Here is an 18,905-nt window from a genome sequence, read left to right on the forward strand (position 1 = left end):
TCGTGTCCCATCAGGTGGTGTAGCTGAGGGTTATGAAGCCGCTCGCGAGCGCGCCGTTAGTTGTGCTGTAGCGAGTGAGCGGCCTGTCGGTGGTCATCGGCGCTTTCCGGTAGGGTTTGGTTGTTGACGCCAACCCATTTCGGAAGGACCACCGATGACCGACGACATGATGAACCTGCGCACGCTCGTGGAGAAGACCCCGGATGCCGATCTGCTGCGCGAGATGATCGGCTTTGCCGCCGAGCGGCTGATGGAGTTGGAGGTGGGCGCGGCCACCGGTGCCGGCTATGGCGAGAAGACCCCGTTGCGGCTCGCTCAACGCAACGGCTATCGCGAGCGGGATTGGGAAACGCGAGCGGGAACCGTCGAACTTCGCATTCCCAAGCTCAGGAAGGGTTCTTACTTCCCGGGCTTCCTCGAACCGCGCCGCATGGCCGAGAAGGCGCTCACCGCCGTCATCCAGGAAGCCTATGTGCAGGGCATCTCGACGCGCTCGGTCGACGACCTGGTCAAGGCGATGGGCATGAGCGGCATCTCCAAGAGCCAGGTCTCGCGGCTGTGCGAGGAGATCGACGGCAAGGTGAAAGCCTTCCTCGAGCGGCCGATCGAGGGCGATTGGCCATACTTGTGGATCGATGCCACTTACCTAAAGGTGCGCCGCGGTGGGCGCATCGTATCGGTCGCCGTCATCATCGCCGTCGGCGTCAACGCAGACGGCCGGCGCGAGGTGCTTGGCATGGAGATCGGCGCCTCGGAGGCCGAGCCGATCTGGACCGAGTTCCTGCGCAAGCTCACCCGCCGCGGCCTGCGCGGCGTCAAGCTCGTCGTCTCAGACGCACATGAAGGTCTCAAGGCGGCCGTCACCAAGGTGCTGTGCGCCACTTGGCAGAGATGCCGCGTCCACTTCATGAGGAACGTGCTGGCGCACGCCGGCAAGAGCGGCCGCAGGGTCGTCTCGGCCTTCATCGCCACCGCCTTCGCCCAGGAAACGCCCGAGGCCGCGAGCACCCAATGGCGCGCCGTCGCTGATCAGATCCGGCCCAAGGTCCCTAAGCTGGCGACAATCATGGATGACGCCGAGCCCGACGTGCTGGCCTATATGACCTTCCCGAAGGAACATCGCGCCAAGCTCCACTCGACGAATCCGATCGAGCGTCTCAACGGCGAGATCAAGCGACGCACCGAGGTCGTCGGAATCTTCCCGAACGACGATGCGATCGTGCGCCTCGTCGGGGCGCTGCTGCTCGAACAGAATGATGAGTGGGCCGTCCAGCGAGCCCGCTATATGACCCTTGAGACGATCAGCCAGATGAGTGATGATCCCCTCATCAGCCTGCCAGCCGTGGCGCGCTGATCAGCCCGGCCCATGCCGGAGAGCTCGGCGACCAATGCCGCCAGCTACACCACAGCCCGGGACATGATCCGGTATCCCTCTGTCAGGAAATTTCGAACTGAGACACCCCGACGGCAGGTCGGTTGTTAGATCGTGACAAAGTGCTAAGGTCGGCGATGTCCGCTTTGACGACGCCCTTAATTCGAAAGCTCGAAAGCCTGGGTCCGCTGTCACAGGTTACCTCAACCTGCGAGACTCGCCTTACCTGGATTTGACGCCAGCAGCCGGCCGTTAGCCGACCCCAGGTGCAACGGAAATGGATGCGTCCGCCGACCTGCCAGACGTCCCTGACCGTCTCGCCATGTCATCAATCAGCTTCTCTTGAAAGTTTGGGGCGGCACGAGGCCTGAGATCGGTGCGGCGTGCGGTCGCTGATAGTCGATCGGCCGGTCTCTCAACAGGTTCACCGCCTCGCGCATCTGCTGCTTGAGCACGCCGATGGCGTCATAGTGCGGGCGAAACGGCGTCAGCGACAGGCTGGCGGCATCGAGGGCCATGTCGAGGCTGTGCATCTTTTGCTCGATGGCCCAAAGATGGCCTTCCGAAATGTCGTCGTGACGCCGCCGACGGGGCATGGATTTCGTTCTCCCTTTTGGAGAACGAAATGAGAACAAATTCCTTGCCCGTCAAGCCGGTCCGTGGAATCTTTTTGATTTGAGTAGATGTCGGGCCGCCGCTGCGACATGGCGGAGCGTTCAAACCAGCTCGTCGCGTTCGGTCCGGGTGGCTGCCCAAAGCGCGGTTCACAGAGCCGCTTTCGGACGAAAGTCGGGCGAGAGCGCGCATTGGTCCCAATGCTGAAAACATACCGCCTTATATCCCATTTGAAATCGAAGGCTGGCGAGCATCGTCCCTCTTGTCGGCAATTTCAAACAAGCGCCCGCCGCAACCTGCGAGGCGGCGGCTCATCCGGAAAGCGCCGCATGCAGCTTGGCGAAATAATTGCAAATGTGTTCGCCGCCCTGCTCCTGTTTTTCGTGCTTGCGGCCGTCATCGTCGTTGCTAACGAGCCACTTTGGCCGGAGCATCATAAGGGAAGGATGGTCATTCTGATTCCTCGCGATGCAATCACCACAGGATCGGTCAAGGCAACTGCGCATGCCCATTTGCCGAACGTGGTCGACGGAAGTCTTGTACAGCCGAGACCTTAGCGGCATTGAGCTGCCACCGATTTACCACTCGTTCACGATATTAGCCCATCCTAAACCAAGGTCATGCTTGTACCGATTACATGCCCAAGCCCTGGCGCCGATCCCCCTCAGCGCCGGGGCTTTTTGCGAATGATCCATTCGACGATGCTGTGGTCAACGTCGCCGGTCATGAGGCGGACAAGCTTAGTCGCTCGCGGTCGCCACCGGTCTTCAGGGGCTTAATCTTCGTCTACCCAGCGCTGAAATGCGGCGCGCATAGGGCTATTTCATACCGCTGCTTCGATTTTTTTGTGTGAATGTCGTCTGCGGTGAAACAGATCTTAACGACGCGCTGGTCTTCGACCCGCACGCCGTCGCTTTGTAGCGGACCTGAGAATATTCACTTCGACGCGCCTCGCACAGGTTGAAAAAATGGATTAGCTGGAAAGCGAAAAAGAAAGCCCGTCGCAGCTAATAAGCGTAAGCGACGGGCTTCCCGCGATTATTTGCGGCTGACATCTCTAGGACCGACCGCGACTAAACAACTAAAGCAAGCTGAGTTGGTTGCATACAATTTTAAAGGAAGCAGGCTCAAAGGCTTTCAGCCCCGGTCCCGAGCCGGAACAAGCCTTTGTGATCCTCGTTGGGTTCCGTGACCCAAAGGGACGTCGTGCATGAAGAAATACGAGGTAGAAGAGATGGCTGGCGACACGCCAGTGTCCCGTATCACCGTAATCGCCAATACGCCGTGGGAGGCTGCGACCATCGCCACAAGGAAAGAGGTTCAGGTGCGTAGAGATGAACCATCTTGGGTTCGCGTCACCGAGGAAAGCAGCCGCGGGGTCTATAAGTACGCGTTCAAGTAGACGTGGTGGGTAACACTCCCCTTATCAGGCGCGCAACTTTCCCAACTCCAAGCATGGCACAACCTACCACGGCTTTTGCAGAAGGTGGGAACGTACCTCTCGTGCTGCCTGTCAATGCGTGCCTTTCATGAAACGCGCTTCTCTCACGAGCGAGCTCCAATCGGCTGTCCGAGAAGCTTGATCAGCTCGCGGGCCTCATTTTCCGGGATGTTGGCCTCTTTAGCCAACCGAGGCACCAACAGGTCGGCTTGCCCCTCATTGTGGTCTATGCCGTCGCGGCCCACCACACCGACTCCGTGATCCTTCGGATTAACTCACGGTTGAGGGTCAAGGTCTCGCTGGAGCGTCGGCTGAACAGAACGTAAAAAACCCGCCAGCCGAAGCCGGAGGCCAAGCAGGGGTCTCGGCCCCGCCAGGACCGACCCCATGATCGCCCACAAGTCGGGCAAGACGCCTTTACAAATGTTAAGGCGCCATTTTTTTGGGGCTTCAACATGTGGACGGCGGGCGGAACAAAGGCCTCTCGAAAACGGGCGTACAGAGTATTATTTCACGCCGCGCGGGGAATGCTTTCGCCCCCGCCTAGGGTGAGGGAAGAACCATGGCGAATTCGACTTTGTCGGCAGTGGATGCCGAAATCCTGAAATCTGTTTTCCGAAACGAGATACGCGACAACAGACGCCGGAAAGCGAATGGCGCGCGTTGGCAACGAAGCTGATCCAGTCGTACAGCGGCTCCCAGTCGGTCGATCCAAATTTGCTCGAATGGATCGTGCGGAGGTGAGCGGATCCGGCCCGTTATGGCGATGCTTGTTTATCCCGCAGTTCGTGTATCTGGCGTCATCCAGGACATGAAGCGCCACTCGTTGCGAGTGACCGCCCCTGTGCGCAGGTCGATGATCGCGCCTTCCATTCGCTAGCGGTCCTCGACCCCACGCTGAGCCCGCCAATCCATTTCCTGCCTGGATACCTTGTTCGCGGCGAGTTGCTGAATCGCCTTGCTGGTTTGCGCTGAGGCTGGATAAGTCGACCTGTCTCGATATACTGGGCCTTGAGATCGTTGGTGCTCTCACGGATTGGCCAGTAAACTAACCCGCCAAAGCACGACCTCGACCCGACAGCGCTCCAGCCAAAGCATGTCACTCAATGGCTACTCCCTATAAGTTGATCTGCAAGGTCTTGGCCTTTCGGCCTGAAAGTTCTCGGCCACTGACGCCGCTTGCCCTCGACTCTACAGGAGAGCGCAGCTCTTCTGGGCGATTGGAAGGCTAGGTGTAGAGACCCGCCCTCGGCACGTCGAGCCGAGCTCCATGCGGAACTTGGCCTATTGATCATTCTTTGATCGGGAAGAGAAGGATGGTTCAATAAATCAGAGAAAAAACTATTGAGGTTTGTAACGTCATCAGTTCGACTTCAAACAGCTTCAGACGATTGAATAAGGCAAGACGGCGCGCATGTCGGGGTGGATCCGCAATCGCCGCTTAAGGGGTGGCACTGCGCGTTGACCGCAGTCAGCCCGTTCACAGATACGGCAGGAGATTCCGATGGGCTGGAAGCCTGCGCGGTTGGTCAGGTTAAGGCCGTCGGCATAGACGAAGTCGTCCGCATGCGAGATATCGCAGCCAAGCGCGATGGCATAGCGCCGTTGCGGCGCCGCAAAGCCGCCGCTGCGCTTGGAAATCTCGGTGGCAATCGACAGATAGCGCGCTCCGTCCGGCATCTCGGCGAGTTGGCGCACGAAGCGCCCGGGGGTCTCGAAGGCTTCATAGGCATTCCACAACGGGCAGGCCGCGCCATAGCGGGCGAACTGCAGTTTCGCGGCGCTATGGCGCTTGGTGATGTTGCCGGCCCTGTCGATGCGGGCGAAGAAGACCGGCACGCCTTTCTGCCCAGGCCGCTGCAAGGTAGAGAGCCGGTGGGCCACCTGTTCGAGACTGGCGCCGAAGCGCGCCGCCAGCAATTCTACGTCGTGGCGCACTTCCTTCGCGGCGCCAACAAAGCGGGCATAGGGCAGCACCAGCGCCCCGGCGAAATAGTTGCGCAGCCCGATGCGGCATATGTCGCCCGCCTCGGCCGTGCGGAAGCCGGCGCGCGCGATGATCGCGTCGACCTCCGTCCGTCGCTCAAGCGTGGCGATCTGGAAAGCGATCTGGAAAGCGCGCGAGGCGCTGTCGAGATAGGGACTGAGATAGAGCACCCTGGCCTTGCCGTCATAGCGGCGCAACGTCTCGCTGTCCTCGCCCGAACTGGCAACGCGCACGCCGTGCCGTTTATCCAGGTGCTCCGTCATGGCGGCGATGGCGTCCTGCTCGCCGATCCGCAGATCGCCCGCGAGCTGCTCTGCCGCCTGGTCCAGATCGTCGATGTAGTTGTCGACGAAATGGAAGAAGTCGCGCACCTCCTCATAAGGAGTCGGCTCGGAGAAGCTGTCGGTGCGTACCATCTGGTCGTCGAGGCTGGCGAGCTGCTCGCTGTTGCGCCGGTAGGCCTGATGGCAGGCGAGCAGCGCGTGTGCGAAGGCGGGCGCGCTCTGCGCCACCAGCTTCAGCTCCTGCGATCCGGGCGACAGCACGTCGAACAGCGGATCGGCCAACGCCTCGCTGAGCGCCGTAAGCAGCCGGTCGCTGTCGCTGCCGGAAAAGGCGGACAGGTCGACCCGGAATTTCTCCGCCAGCGAAAGCAGCACCGAGGCCGAAACGGCGCGCTGGTTGTTTTCGATCTGGTTGAGATAGCTGGTCGAGATCCCCAGCCGCTCGGCAAAGACGGCCTGGGTCGCCTTGTTCGCCTCGCGCAGTTCGCGGATCTTGCGGCCGATAAAGAGCTTCGAGGGCGCCATTTGCAAATTCGCATTTTTCTATTTGCAAAACCGCTTGCATAGCTTTTGCACCTTTTCAACCGTTTTCTCAGCGCCGGGTTGGGGCTAGCAGTCCGCCTATCACTCGATGGGAGAACACGATGACTGCCCTTACCGCCATGCAGTTGCGTCTTCAGGCCGCAGCGCTGAATTTGGTGCTCCCGCTAGCGGCTACGCTGTTGCTGACGGCCTCAGCCAAGATTTCTGTGCCTTTCTATCCGGTGCCGATGACGCTGCAGACCTTCGTTGTCATCGGGTTAGGCTTTGTGCTCGGCTCGCGTCGGGCAGCCGTCGCAATGCTACTCTATCTGGCGGAAGGGGCGGCCGGCCTGCCGGTCTTCTCCGGCACGCCGGAGAAAGGCATTGGCCTTGACTACATGCTGGGACCAACGGGCGGTTATCTGCTCGGATATCTTGCGGCCGTTCTGCTCGCCGGTTGGACCGTCTCACGCGGCTGGGCAGTCAACGCGCTCGCGGCATCTTTATCGGCGTTGCTTGCCGGCGCCATTGTCTACCTACCCGGCCTTCTGTGGCTGGGCGCGGTGATCGGCTTCGACAAGCCGGTGCTGCAGTATGGCCTCTATCCGTTCATTCTGGGCGACGTCACGAAAGCTATCCTTGCGGCGCTGCTGTTCATCGCTGGCCGGGGGGGAATCAAGGGCAGGGCGGGCCGCTGATGCGCGCCGTGCTGGAACAATTGGAGGCCAGGCGTGTCGAAGCGCGCCTCGGCGGCGGTCAGAAGCGCATCGACGCCCAGCACGCCAAGGGCAAGCTGACAGCGCGCGAACGGCTCGACGTCCTTCTCGACGAGGGCTCCTTCGAGGAATACGACATGTACGTCACCCACCGGGCGACCGAGTTCGGGATGGCTGCTCAAAAGATCGCCGGCGACGGGGTCGTCACCGGCTGGGGCACCATCAACGGCCGCATGGTCTATGTCTTCAGCCAGGACTTCACCGTGCTCGGCGGCTCGCTGTCGGAGACGCATGCCAGGAAGATCTGCAAGATCATGGACATGGCGGCCAGGAACGGCGCGCCTGTCATCGGCCTCAACGATTCCGGCGGCGCACGCATCCAGGAAGGCGTGGATTCGCTCGCCGGCTATGCCGACGTCTTCAAGCGCAACGTGGACGCCTCCGGCGTGGTGCCGCAGATCTCCGTGATCATGGGGCCGTGCGCCGGCGGCGCCGTCTATTCGCCGGCCATGACCGACTTCATCTTCATGGTGCGCGACACCTCCTACATGTTCGTCACCGGACCGGATGTGGTGAAGACCGTCACCAACGAGATCGTCACGGCGGAGGAGCTCGGCGGCGCCAGCACGCACACGCAAAAATCCTCCGTGGCCGACGGCGCTTTCGAGAATGATGTCGAGGCGCTGGAGGCGATCCGCAGACTGTTCGACTTCCTGCCGCTCAACAATCGCGACAAGCCGCCGGTCAGACCCTTCCACGACGACCCCGCGCGCCTCGACATGCGGCTCGACACGCTGGTGCCCGACAGCGCCAACAAGCCCTATGATATGAAGGAACTGATCCTGTCCATCGCCGATGAGGGCGATTTCTTCGAGATCCAGGACGCCTATGCCAGGAACATCATCACCGGCTTTCTGCGGCTCGAAGGCCAGACCGTGGGCGTCGTCGCCAACCAGCCGATGGTGCTGGCGGGATGCCTCGACATCGATTCCAGCCGCAAGGCAGCCCGCTTCGTGCGCTTCTGCGATGCTTTCAACATCCCGCTCCTGACGCTGGTCGACGTGCCCGGTTTCCTGCCCGGCACGAGCCAGGAATATGGCGGCGTGATCAAGCACGGCGCCAAGCTTCTGTTCGCCTACGCGCAGGCGACGGTGCCGATGGTGACGCTGATCACGCGCAAGGCCTATGGCGGCGCCTATGACGTGATGGCCTCCAAGCATATCGGCGCCGACGTGAACTATGCCTGGCCGACGGCCGAGATCGCGGTGATGGGGGCCAAGGGCGCGACCGAGATCCTCTATCGCTCGGAACTCGCGGACGCTGGCAAGATCGCGGCGCGGACCAGGGAGTACGAGGCACGCTTCGCCAATCCGTTCGTGGCGGCCGAACGCGGCTTCATCGACGAGGTGATCATGCCGCATTCGTCGCGCAAGCGCATAGCGCGCGCCTTCGCCGCGCTGCGCGGCAAGAACCTCGAGCCGCGCTGGAAGAAGCACGACACCATGCCCCTGTGAGGTTTCATGTGCACGCAGGTCCAGATTGACGGAATTCTCTGCTCGACCCCGCGGCAGCTGGCCGCCCGGCTTGCCCCCGGAGGACTTGGTCCCGAAAGACCTGGCCCCGAGAGGCTTCTCGAATGGGTGGACCGCCATGGCGAGATGGACTGGTGCCTGTGCGTGATCGACGTGCCGGGGACGTTGGAGCGTTCCGCGCTGAAATGGACGCGCAAAGACGAGTCGGAAACTTTTGTGGTCGAGCGATAATGTTCAGGAAGATCCTCATTGCCAACCGGGGCGAGATCGCCTGCCGCGTCATCAAGACAGCGAGGAAGCTTGGCATTGCAACGGTGGCGGTCTATTCGGATGCCGATCGCGACGCGCTGCATGTGAAGATGGCGGATGAGGCAATCCACATCGGGCCACCGCCTTCCAGCCAGTCCTACATCGTTATCGGCAGGATCGTGGACGCGGCGAAGGCCGTGGGCGCCGATGCGGTGCATCCGGGCTACGGCTTCCTGTCGGAGAACGCCAATTTCGCCGATGCGCTCAAGGATGCCGGCATCGCCTTCATCGGCCCTCCGGTGGCGGCGATCGAGGCGATGGGTGACAAGATCACCTCCAAACGCATCGCCGTCGCGGCCGGCGTCTCCACCGTGCCCGGCCATATGGACCTGATCGAGGATGCGGACGAAGCCGTGCGCATCGCAGCATTGATCGGCTATCCGGTGATGATCAAGGCCTCCGCCGGCGGCGGCGGCAAGGGCATGCGCATCGCCTGGAACGACCGCGAGGCGCGTGAGGGATTTAAGTCGTCGAGGAACGAAGCCAAGGCCTCCTTCGGCGACGACCGCATCTTCATCGAGAAGTTCGTCACCGAGCCGCGCCATATCGAGATCCAGGTGCTGGGCGACCAGCATGGCAACATCGTCTATCTGGGCGAGCGCGAATGCTCGATCCAGCGGCGCAACCAGAAGGTCATCGAGGAAGCCCCATCGCCCTTCCTCGATGCGGCTACCCGCAAGGCCATGGGCGAGCAGGCCGTCGCGCTGGCGCGTGAGGTCGGCTACTTCTCGGCCGGCACGGTCGAGTTCATCGTAGACGGCAAGAAGAACTTCTACTTCCTGGAAATGAACACCCGGCTTCAGGTCGAGCATCCTGTGACGGAGCTGGTCACCGGTCTCGACCTCGTCGCGGAGATGATCCGGATCGCCGCCGGCGAAAAGCTGCGCTTCGGCCAGGGCGATGTGAAGCTGGACGGTTGGGCGATCGAGACCCGGCTCTATGCCGAGGACCCCTATCGCAACTTCCTGCCCTCCATCGGGCGCCTGACACGCTACCGGCCGCCGGTCGAGGGGTCGCGCGACAACGGCACGATCGTGCGCAACGACACCGGCGTGTTCGAGGGCGGCGAGATCTCGATGTATTACGATCCGATGATCGCAAAGCTCTGCACCTGGGCGCCGGACCGTGCCGGAGCGATCAACGCGATGGCGCGGGCGCTCGACGACTTCGAGGTGGAAGGCATCGGCCACAACCTTCCCTTCCTGTCGGCTGTGATGGCGCAGCCGCGCTTCCGCGAGGGCCGGCTGACCACGGCTTATATCGCGGAGGAGTTCCCGGACGGTTTCCAGGGCGTCGACCCGGACGATGCCCAGGCGCGCCTGCTCGCGGCCGTCGCCGCCTTCATCAATGCGAGGATCGTTCGCCGGTCGGCACGGATATCGGGCGCCCTCGCCAACCATCCGCGCAGCATTGGCAAGGACTGGGTCGTGACGGTGGCCGAACGTGAATTCGCGCTCGTCATCGCTCAGGACGCAGCCGGCGACACCATCGCCTTTGCCGATGGTCCGAGCCTCACGGTGTCCAGCGATTGGCTGCCGGGAGACAGCCATGCGGCCTTCGCCGTGAATGACGAATCGGCAGGCGTCAAGGTGTCGCTTAATGGCTCCGGGCTGCACCTGCGCTGGCGGGGCATCGACGTCACGGCATTCGTGCGCTCGCCGCGCGTGGCCGAGCTTGCCCGGCTGATGCCGGTGAAGACGCCGCCCGACACGTCGAAGATGCTGCTGTGTCCGATGCCCGGCGTCATTACCTCGCTGGCGGTCCAGGTGGGCGACACGGTCGAGGCCGGGCAGACGCTTGCGACCGTGGAGGCCATGAAGATGGAAAACGTGCTGCGCGCCGAACGCCGGGCGGTGGTCAAGGCGATCGCGGCAAGAGCCGGCGCCAGCCTCGCGGTCGACGAGCTCATCATGGAGTTCGAGTGATGGCCGACGAGCTCGAACAGTGGCGCACGCTCGCCGAAAGGGAGATCAAGGCCGACCCGGACGCGCTCACCTGGCGCACGCCGGAGGGCATCGACGTCAAGCCTCTCTACACGGCACGGGATCTCGAGGGGAATGGCTATCTCGACAGCCTGCCGGGGCAAAAACCGTTCCTGCGCGGGCCGCGCGCCACCATGTATGCCGGCCGCCCGTGGACCATCCGGCAATATGCCGGCTTCTCGACCGCGGAGGCCTCCAACGCCTTCTACCGCAAGGCGCTCGCCGCTGGCCAACAGGGCGTGTCGGTGGCCTTCGATCTCGCCACCCATCGCGGCTATGACAGCGACCATCCGCGCGTCGAGGGCGATGTCGGCAAGGCGGGCGTCGCCATCGATTCCGTCGAGGACATGAAGGTCCTGTTCGACGGCATCCCGCTCGACAAGGTCTCAGTGTCGATGACCATGAACGGCGCGGTGATCCCGATCCTCGCCAGCTTCATCGTGGCGGGTGAGGAGCAAGGCGTGCCGCGCGCTCAGCTCTCAGGCACGATCCAGAACGACATCCTCAAGGAGTTCATGGTCCGCAATACCTACATCTACCCGCCGGAACCCTCGATGCGGATCGTCGCCGACATCATCGAGTACACGGCGAAGGAGATGCCGAAGTTCAACTCGATCTCGATTTCCGGCTATCACATGCAGGAGGCCGGGGCGACGCTGGTGCAAGAGCTTGCCTTCACGCTGGCCGACGGGCGCGAATATGTCCGCGCGGCGCTGAAGAAAGGGCTCGATGTCGACGACTTCGCCGGCCGGCTGTCCTTCTTCTTCGCGATCGGCATGAACTTCTTCATGGAGTCGGCCAAGCTACGCGCGGCGCGGCTTCTGTGGACCCGCATCATGGAGGAGTTCCAGCCGAAGAAGGCCTCGTCACTGATGCTGCGCACCCACTGCCAGACATCCGGCGTGTCGCTGCAGGAGCAGGATCCCTACAACAATATCGTACGCACCGCCTTCGAGGCGATGAGCGCGGCGCTGGGCGGCACGCAGAGCCTGCACACCAACTCCTTCGACGAGGCGATCGCGCTGCCGACAGAGTTCTCGGCCCGCATCGCGCGCAACACGCAGCTCATCCTCCAGCACGAGACGGGCGTGACCAGGGTGGTCGATCCGCTGGCCGGCTCCTATTATGTCGAGAGCCTGACCAAGGAACTCGCCGATGCGGCATGGGCGTTGATCGAGGAGGTTGAGGCAAGAGGCGGCATGACCAAGGCCGTCATCGAGGGGCTGCCCAAGCGCCTGATCGAAGAGGCCGCGACCCGCAGGCAGGCTGCAGTCGACCGCGGCGACGAGGTGATCGTCAGCGTCAACAAGTATCGTCTGGAGAGCGAGGACCAGATCGAAATCCGTCACATCGACAACAAGGTCGTGAGCGAGGCGCAGGTGAAACGCCTGGAGCAGACGCGCCGACAGCGGGATTCCAACCGGGTCGAAGCCGCGCTCGCCCTGCTGGAAAAGGTCGCGCATACCTGCAGGGGCAACATCCTTGCCGCCGCCGTCGATGCCGCCCGAGCGCGCGCCAGCGTCGGCGAGATTTCCGATGCCTTGCGCCGGGCCTTTGGCGACCACGCCGCGACGCCCAAGGTGGTGCGCGGCGTCTACGGCCGGTCCTATGCGGGGGAGCCCGAATACGAGACGCTGGTTTCGCGGTTGAACGGCTTCAGTGCCGAACTCGGCGAAAGGCCGCGCCTCATGGTCGCCAAACTCGGCCAGGACGGCCACGATCGCGGCGCCAAGGTCATTGCGTCGGCGTTCGGCGATATCGGTTTCGACGTGATCGCCGGCCCCCTGTTCCAGACGCCGCAGGAAGCCGCCGAAATGGCGGCAGTGTCGAAAGTCCATGTGGTTGGCATGTCCTCACTCGCCGCGGGCCACAAGACCCTTGCGCCTCTGCTGGTCGAGGCGCTTAAGGAAAAGGGCGCTTCGGAAATCATAGTGGTGGTTGGCGGCGTCATACCAAAACAGGATTACCAGTTTTTGTTCGACCATGGTGTTTCAGCCGTCTTCGGACCCGGAACGAACATCCTCGAAGCCGCTCGGAGCGTGTTGGACCTCCTCGAAGGTCGCCGGCGGAACGTTTAGCACCTCACCTGCGGAAACCGTTCTGGTGCCGCAAATGTGGCTTGCCAGCGAGAATCCTGAATGTAGCGACCAGCGACGCAGTCGGCCTCGCCCGGCTTTGTCACGCTATTCAGGTCGCCTTTTTTGCAAAGGCCCATACCATCAGCGGGTATTCCTCGTCGTTGCTCAAATCCCGCCATACGCCATAGGCCCGAACCGGCCCGCCGATGTGTGCTTTGGCGCAGGCCTTGTTGCCCCAGCCGAAGGCCTGCACGTCATCCTCGGCGAAACCGCCCTCGACCATCAACTGCTTCAGGCCCGCGGGTGTCCAGCGGTTGTAGTCGTGCGGGCGGGCGTGTACGCGAAAAAGAAAGGGCGTCGCCACCATCGCCCAGCCGCCAGGCTTCACCATGGAATGGATGTTGGCGGCGGCCGCTTGCGGGCGCTGGACGTGTTCAAGCACCTGGTCGGCGATGACGATGGAATATTGCTCCTCGGTGCGGTCCCGGCAGATGTCGAACTCCGGGAATTCGACCGAGCGATAGTTGGGGCACAGCGCCCGCCAATAGCGGTTCCAGCCCGGCGAAATCTCGATCACGTCGCGCGACTTGCGGTTCGCCGCTTCGAGGAACGTGGTGAAGGCTTCGATCTGGCGGATGCGCAGCCAGTTGCGGCTGTCGTAGCGCAGCAACCGCTTCGCTGCTTGTTTGCCGCGATTTTTCAGCGCGACGGCAAGGCTTGTCATTTTTCGACCTCCTCCTGCCCGTCCGCACCTGGTGTGTAGCATCGAGAAGGTGCGCAAAAGATGACGGCACGGAAGTTTCCCCAGCCCGTGGGGCAGGGAGAGTGGCGTGGAGAAACCGCGCCGAAACCATGATTTGCGTTGGCGCTTGGACTGCAACCGAAGGTCGATTGCTTCCGGCCGCGATCCGGAGCCGACATGCGACCTATACTGAAACTGCTTCCTCTGGCTCTCATAGGGGCTGGCGCGCCGATGCGATCACATCGGCCGAGGCCAGGATGCGCAGCCTGGTCAACGATCCGGCGGCGACCTTCTCGCATGTGGACCTGACCGGCGATAGCGCGACCGGTCAGACCTGCGGCATCGTCACCAGCAAGGTCGGGATCTTCACCAAGGAAGCGCGATTCATCGTCTATATCGACGGCGCCGGTCCCTATGTTGAACCAGGCCTCGGCTTATCCATGTCGCAGGCCGATTTCGACTGGGCCCGGAAGAACGACTGCGTGAATGAAGGATATAGGGCCTAGAGCCGCTTGGGGCCTGATCACCAGCGCGCGGAGTGCGCGCTGGTGAAGTGTGACGCCCCTCCTTCCTCAGTCGGAGAGGCGACAAAGGTCAATAGTTGCCGTTGTAGTAGCGGTCATCGCAGGGCGCGGTGTAGATGCGGCCGTAGCGGTCCTGGTAGCGGCAGAGCTGGTCGCCGCGGCGCTGCGGCGTCGTGGCTGAGCCGACGACGGCACCGAGCAGCGCGCCGCTGGCCGCGCCGATCACCGTGCTCTTGGTGTTGCCACCGATCGCCTGGCCGACCAGGGCGCCGCCGGCGCCGCCGATCAGTGCACCGGTGGTGGCTCGCTGCTGGCCTTCGGTCTGCGTCTCGCAGCCGGCAAGTGCGGCGGTCATCAGCACCGCCAGAATAGCCTTCTTGATGATCATCACTAGAACTCCTCTGAAGCCCCAGGGACTGACGACGGGGGCGAACAGCGCTGAACTGCGGTCGCATTGCGGCGGAACGGCGGCGCGCCGGCTCACGAAGTAATTCACGGTTTCCCGGCAGTTGACCACCATGGTTGCCAAACGGGAAAAGCCACCCTCCCGGCAGTAACCTTTCACTGGATCGTCAATGGAACCATGATGGTTGCATGTTCCTGATGGTCGGTGTCTGCCAAGACATTCTCAAGAAAAGTGGGATCAGGAACAGCCTCGCCGTCGTCGATCATACCTTCAACGTGGAAGGCGAGAGCCTGTTCGGCGAGCTCGCGCGCCTCTTCGAGACTTGCGCCGGCCGTGACCACGCCCGGAAAGTCGGGAAAAGATACTCCGTAGTCGCTGGCGCCTTCCTTGTGGATCAGCCCGACGTATTTGCGCATTTGCTTCCTCTTGCCGCGAAGCCACTGACCCCTAGTTTAAAACACCGGAACGACGGTGCAAGGCGATGGACAAGGTTGCTGGGACCCGCGACCCTCATGTGGGGAGGCGAAGGGTTCGTGCTGCTCAGTACTTGCGGATGTCCACCGATCAGCAGACCTATTCCATCCAGAACCAGAGGGATGCAATCCTCAGTTATGCTGATGTCATGGGGTATGACATCGTTGCCACATATGAAGACCCAGGCCGGAGTGGACTACACATCGAGGGGCGGCCCGGTCTGCAGAAGTTGCTGTTCGATATTGAGCACGGGGATGCCGATTTTGAGACGGTTGTCGTCTATGACGTCAGCCGATGGGGCAGATTTCAGAACATCGATGAAAGCGCCTCCTACGAGTATCGATGCCAGATGGCTGGCGTACGGATTGAGTTTTGCGCCGAGCAATTCGCAAATGACGGCACCGTCGGATCGGATGTGCTTAAGGCCATTAAGCGCAGTATGGCCGCAGAACACAGCCGTATGCTGTCGCAAAAGGTCTTCATGGGCCAAGTGAGGCTGGCCCGGATGGGGTTCCACGTGGGCGGCGTGCCGGGCCTTGGACTAAGGCGTCTGATGATTGACCAGTCTGGTCGCCCGAAAGTCATCCTCGCGCGCCACGAATACAAAAGCCTTCAAACGGACAGGATCATTCTCGTACCGGGACCACCGGAGGAGATAGCGACTGTGCGATTGATCTTTCGCCTGTTCGTCGGATCACACAAAACCGAACTCGAAATCGCAAATTACCTGAATGACCGCGGGATCGTGAACGACTTCGGTCGCCCATGGCAACGCGAAGCCGTGCGCCATGTTCTCACCAACGAGCAATATATCGGCAACAATGTCTGGAACCGTCGTTCCACGAAACTCAAAGGCAAGATGGTGTGGAATTCCGAGGACCAATGGGTCAGGGCAGACAACGCTTTTGAGCCGATAGTTAACCGCAGAGTGTTCGAAAAGGCGCAAGCAATAGTCAAATCCCTCTACCTTCGTATGAGCGACGATGAGATGTTGACGGCTCTACGGAAGCTACACAAACGTCATGGGAAAATATCTGGCGCGATTATAGACGCTGCGCCCGAATGCCCTCCAAGCAGCCGCTACCGATCGCATTTCGGTAGTCTGCTCGATGTATACAGGCTCATCGATTGCCAGCCACCAAACAATTGTCAGTTCATAAATACCAACAAGCGCCTCGAGGCTACCCGCTACCGGGTCATGGCTGATCTACTGGTCGCGATAAAAAAGGTGGGCGGGCAAGTATCCTATGACCCTGGAACGGACCTCATCCGGATCAATGACGAGTTTACCGTAGTGGTCGCCATCGCACGTTGCCGCGTTTCGCACTATGCCTATCCCCGCTGGTCTTCACGGGCTAGGCGAGAGACTACGGCGGACATCTTTGTTCTCATCCGAATGCATCCGGGCGATCAGGTCATTCGTGACTACCTGATCGCCCCCACGCACGAAATCGTTGACATCAGGGGGGAGCTCCATGTCAACAATGGGATGAAGCTGGATGCGTTTCTCTTCCGATCCCTAAATCCGCTTGTTGCCCTGGCCGAGCGAGCATTCGTGGGGAGCGCCACATGAGAGTCCGCGATCCGGGCTTAAGCCGGGACGTTGCCTACCGCGTCTTGCAGAATAGCCGCACCAGACACGCTGCGCTGCTGGAGAAGATGCACGAGCCCGGCAGGTGGTTTACCGGCAGCATGCTGCTCAGGACATATAAGGCTGAATGCGAGAGAACTCGCAAAAAGACGGCTGATGCGAAGGTCCCTCGCCATCGGCTGGAAACGATAGCTGGAGCTTTGCGAGATCCTTTGAAGCAGGAACAGTTCCGCCGCCTGCTATCGGCCGAAGACCTCGCGCTGGTGCCAAAGGCGCTGGCTGAGCGGGTCGGTGCCCGGCAACCTGCGCAAAGCGCGTGTGCATCTATTGAACCGAAGCCGCTGGTCACCGGAATTCTGCCCGAGGTTCTAGATCTCCTGCAGGATTGGTACGTGCCGCCCCAGGTCTTCGCATCCTTGCGCAAGATGGTGCCGGAAAGGCAGCTAAAAGCGGCAAGGCTAATGATCGCCCTGAAGCGGGTGAATTTCAAATACGTGAAGCTTCTCATCACACTTACACAGTCGTCGCAGTTGGCCGATCCATGCGAGCCGAGAAAGAAGTTTGTCGGTGTTACAGCCGATCAACTGGCTGCCATGGAAGCTGAGTTTGACGCGCTGAATGAAGAATTCCTGTATTGCGCCAACTTTCGCGGCATCTGGGCGCTTGAGCTCATGGCAGCAAGGTCCTATCTCGATCGGTTGATGGAGAACGCGCGGGCGGTTAGATACCTTGCGCAAAATTTCCCGGAGCAGCTCGCTGCGTTTCAAGCGATCTTGGATCTTCCAACGAATCAGGAAGCGTTGACGCGCCACCCGAAAAAACCCGGACCAAAGCCCAAGCACCTTGTCTTTTGACTAGTCGCCTTCGGGCAAGCTACCAACCGTGCGCTACTCCTTCTCCATTGCCTCACAGCGCACAACCGCAAGCGGTCAAGGCAGATATGCCATCATAGCCGTGAAGCTTAGCGCGGCGATTATCTCAGCCGGGAAGGGGGCTCTCAACAGCCAGCACTTCAAGGCCCTCAATCTCTTGCATTACCTTTCCGGCGATCCCCTGCAAGTCGCCATACATCCCCACTGTCGATTCGATCACTCCTTGAATTTGCGCCTCTCGCTTGGCCCACAGCCGGATCGTGGCCTTTCGTTCACGTGCGAGGTCATCCTGCATGTCAGCGAACTTCTCTACGATTGCCTCGATACGCTGTCTGAAACGCGGGCCGGTCAAATACCCATAGACCAGTTCCATTTTCGAGGCCTGCCCGACCTGCACGAGCCTTGAATTACTCAACTCGATCAGCGACTGCCGCAGCATAACAGCGATTGGAATGGCGCACTTCGGATGGGCGACATATACGCCGTCAACAAGGTCGAATGTCTCAACGCCAGCGGGCAGGGCTTCAGTAATCAGCAAAGCGATGTCTGCCTTCGCTGCTCGCTGATCAGTCCTCAGCTTAGCGAGCCAGCCCTGGCTCCAATTCTTGGTGCGCTTTGACTCCCAAAGTATCGCCCCGCATGGCTGACCTGCCGGACCGACAACCCGCTGAAGGACGTCACCACCAAACTCGCCCTTCGCCACCGGCTCGATCACGTCAACCGGGAAGCGACCGCTAATCAGCCCTTCCAGTTCCAACTCCAGAGCTTCACCCTGTAACTGCTGGGAGCCCTGTTCAGCGCGTCGCTTCAGATCCTCGATCTGGCGCTGCATGCCGGCGATTTGTTCCTCTTTCTCCACGATTTTCATTTTGAGGCCGTCTTCGGCATCAGACCTGGCCTTTGTGCGAACAGCGTCCAGTCCTTCCTGGACCTTTCGCTCGATTGTCAGAGCCATTTCTCTCCGCTCGTCCTCCAGCGCGCGCTGCTTCGTGAGGAATTCTGCTTGCTGCTTCTGCGCCTGTACGAGCTTGTCATCGCGAGCCTTCAGCGTTTCCTCCAACTCGGCCACCTTACGGTCGCGTTCCTCCAAGTCTGCCGAGAGCAAAAGTTTGGCCTTACGAGCCTCATCGGCAACAATGTGAGCTCGCTCGACTCTGACCTTTTCGGCAACGACACGTTCGACGCCTTCCTTAGCCTCAGCAACTTCATGGCGCTGGCGCTCGAGCTCTTCTTCTCTAATGGCGATGGCTGCATTGGTCTGGGCAATGCGTTGCTCGTACTCCTCGCGCGTAGCAGCGATCAGGGGCCCCGCGAGAGATTCGTTGAGCTTGATGTCAGTCCTGCAACTGGGGCAGGTGATCGTCGGCTCGTTGAAGAGCTTATCGCCGTGCAGAGTCTTGCTGACAGGTTGAATGGTCATTGGAATTCGCCTCGGAAGAATCGGTTTCCCATGGCGAT

The 18,905-nt window shown here is 61.2% G+C and carries 17 protein-coding genes; 11 read left to right on the forward strand and 6 right to left on the reverse strand.

From position 1 onward, the window contains the following. The first annotated feature begins 154 nt into the window (after window positions 1-154). Entirely contained in the window at window positions 155-1,354 is a 1,200-nt protein-coding gene (locus tag ACR64R_RS00005; protein ID WP_292591592.1) for an IS256 family transposase, read from the forward strand. Window positions 1,355-1,704: 350 nt separating this feature from the next. Here the strand turns inward: ACR64R_RS00005 and ACR64R_RS00010 are convergent, their stop codons facing one another. Then, window positions 1,705-1,968 (reverse strand): hypothetical protein, encoded by a 264-nt coding sequence (locus tag ACR64R_RS00010; RefSeq protein ID WP_487359662.1) that lies wholly within the window; start codon window positions 1,966-1,968, stop codon window positions 1,705-1,707. 348 nt (window positions 1,969-2,316) lie between these two features. On the opposite strand from ACR64R_RS00010, the gene ACR64R_RS00015 reads away from it, so the two are divergent. After that, on the forward strand, window positions 2,317-2,544 hold the full coding sequence (locus tag ACR64R_RS00015; RefSeq protein ID WP_487359663.1) for a polymerase: 228 nt from the start codon (window positions 2,317-2,319) through the stop codon (window positions 2,542-2,544). Window positions 2,545-3,197: 653 nt separating this feature from the next. Then, window positions 3,198-3,389 carry a hypothetical protein gene (locus tag ACR64R_RS00020; protein ID WP_487359664.1) on the forward strand — a complete coding sequence of 64 codons (192 nt, stop codon included), beginning with the start codon at window positions 3,198-3,200 and terminating at the stop codon, window positions 3,387-3,389. A gap of 1,422 nt (window positions 3,390-4,811) precedes the next feature. Here the strand turns inward: ACR64R_RS00020 and ACR64R_RS00025 are convergent. Next, window positions 4,812-6,224 carry a helix-turn-helix domain-containing protein gene (locus tag ACR64R_RS00025; protein WP_487359665.1) on the reverse strand — a complete coding sequence of 471 codons (1,413 nt, stop codon included), beginning with the start codon at window positions 6,222-6,224 and terminating at the stop codon, window positions 4,812-4,814. A gap of 119 nt (window positions 6,225-6,343) precedes the next feature. Between ACR64R_RS00025 and ACR64R_RS00030 the strand changes: the two genes are divergently transcribed. The 5 genes from ACR64R_RS00030 to scpA are packed head-to-tail and all read left to right on the forward strand — an operon-like array spanning window position 6,344 to window position 12,838. Further along, the gene (locus ACR64R_RS00030; RefSeq protein ID WP_487359666.1) at window positions 6,344-6,919 is read left to right on the forward strand and encodes a biotin transporter BioY; all 576 of its coding nucleotides are present in this window, start codon (window positions 6,344-6,346) and stop codon (window positions 6,917-6,919) included. Beyond that, the gene (locus tag ACR64R_RS00035) at window positions 6,919-8,451 is read left to right on the forward strand and encodes an acyl-CoA carboxylase subunit beta (protein WP_487359667.1); all 1,533 of its coding nucleotides are present in this window, start codon (window positions 6,919-6,921) and stop codon (window positions 8,449-8,451) included. The genes ACR64R_RS00030 and ACR64R_RS00035 overlap by 1 nt, the downstream gene beginning before the upstream one ends. Before the next feature lie 6 nt (window positions 8,452-8,457). After that, entirely contained in the window at window positions 8,458-8,700 is a 243-nt protein-coding gene (locus tag ACR64R_RS00040) for a hypothetical protein (protein ID WP_487359668.1), read from the forward strand. After that, window positions 8,700-10,703, forward strand: coding sequence for an acetyl-CoA carboxylase biotin carboxylase subunit (locus tag ACR64R_RS00045; RefSeq protein ID WP_487359669.1), 2,004 nt, complete (start codon window positions 8,700-8,702; stop codon window positions 10,701-10,703). The genes ACR64R_RS00040 and ACR64R_RS00045 overlap by 1 nt, the downstream gene beginning before the upstream one ends. Beyond that, window positions 10,703-12,838 (forward strand): methylmalonyl-CoA mutase, encoded by a 2,136-nt coding sequence (scpA, locus tag ACR64R_RS00050; protein ID WP_487359670.1) that lies wholly within the window; start codon window positions 10,703-10,705, stop codon window positions 12,836-12,838. The genes ACR64R_RS00045 and scpA overlap by 1 nt, the downstream gene beginning before the upstream one ends. 109 nt (window positions 12,839-12,947) lie before the next feature. Here the strand turns inward: scpA and ACR64R_RS00055 are convergent, their stop codons facing one another. After that, complete coding sequence (locus ACR64R_RS00055) at window positions 12,948-13,562, reverse strand: class I SAM-dependent methyltransferase (RefSeq protein WP_487359671.1); 615 nt, start codon at window positions 13,560-13,562, stop codon at window positions 12,948-12,950. A 275-nt stretch (window positions 13,563-13,837) separates the two neighbouring features. On the opposite strand from ACR64R_RS00055, the gene ACR64R_RS00060 reads away from it, so the two are divergent. Then, window positions 13,838-14,086: a hypothetical protein gene (locus tag ACR64R_RS00060; RefSeq protein ID WP_487359672.1), complete on the forward strand. Its 249-nt coding sequence runs from the start codon at window positions 13,838-13,840 to the stop codon at window positions 14,084-14,086. A gap of 88 nt (window positions 14,087-14,174) precedes the next feature. Here ACR64R_RS00060 and ACR64R_RS00065 read toward each other — a convergent pair whose 3' ends face one another. Further along, window positions 14,175-14,492, reverse strand: coding sequence for a YMGG-like glycine zipper-containing protein (locus ACR64R_RS00065; protein ID WP_127234358.1), 318 nt, complete (start codon window positions 14,490-14,492; stop codon window positions 14,175-14,177). Between the two features lie 173 nt (window positions 14,493-14,665). Continuing rightward, window positions 14,666-14,926 (reverse strand): type II toxin-antitoxin system HicB family antitoxin, encoded by a 261-nt coding sequence (locus ACR64R_RS00070; protein ID WP_487359673.1) that lies wholly within the window; start codon window positions 14,924-14,926, stop codon window positions 14,666-14,668. 65 nt (window positions 14,927-14,991) lie between these two features. Between ACR64R_RS00070 and ACR64R_RS00075 the strand changes: the two genes are divergently transcribed. Both ACR64R_RS00075 and ACR64R_RS00080 read left to right on the forward strand, forming a co-directional pair. Then, window positions 14,992-16,557, forward strand: a complete 1,566-nt coding sequence (locus tag ACR64R_RS00075) for a recombinase family protein (protein WP_487359674.1) — start codon at window positions 14,992-14,994, stop codon at window positions 16,555-16,557. Then, a complete protein-coding gene (locus tag ACR64R_RS00080; RefSeq protein WP_487359675.1) occupies window positions 16,554-17,429 on the forward strand; it encodes a plasmid partitioning protein RepB C-terminal domain-containing protein in 876 nt (291 codons plus the stop codon). The genes ACR64R_RS00075 and ACR64R_RS00080 overlap by 4 nt, the downstream gene beginning before the upstream one ends. 124 nt (window positions 17,430-17,553) lie before the next feature. On the opposite strand, the gene ACR64R_RS00085 is transcribed toward ACR64R_RS00080, so the two are convergent. Beyond that, on the reverse strand, window positions 17,554-18,867 hold the full coding sequence (locus ACR64R_RS00085; RefSeq protein ID WP_487359676.1) for a DUF2130 domain-containing protein: 1,314 nt from the start codon (window positions 18,865-18,867) through the stop codon (window positions 17,554-17,556). Window positions 18,868-18,905 lie beyond the last annotated feature (38 nt).

It is taken from the genome of Mesorhizobium sp. MC2-1-1, from assembly GCF_057597255.1.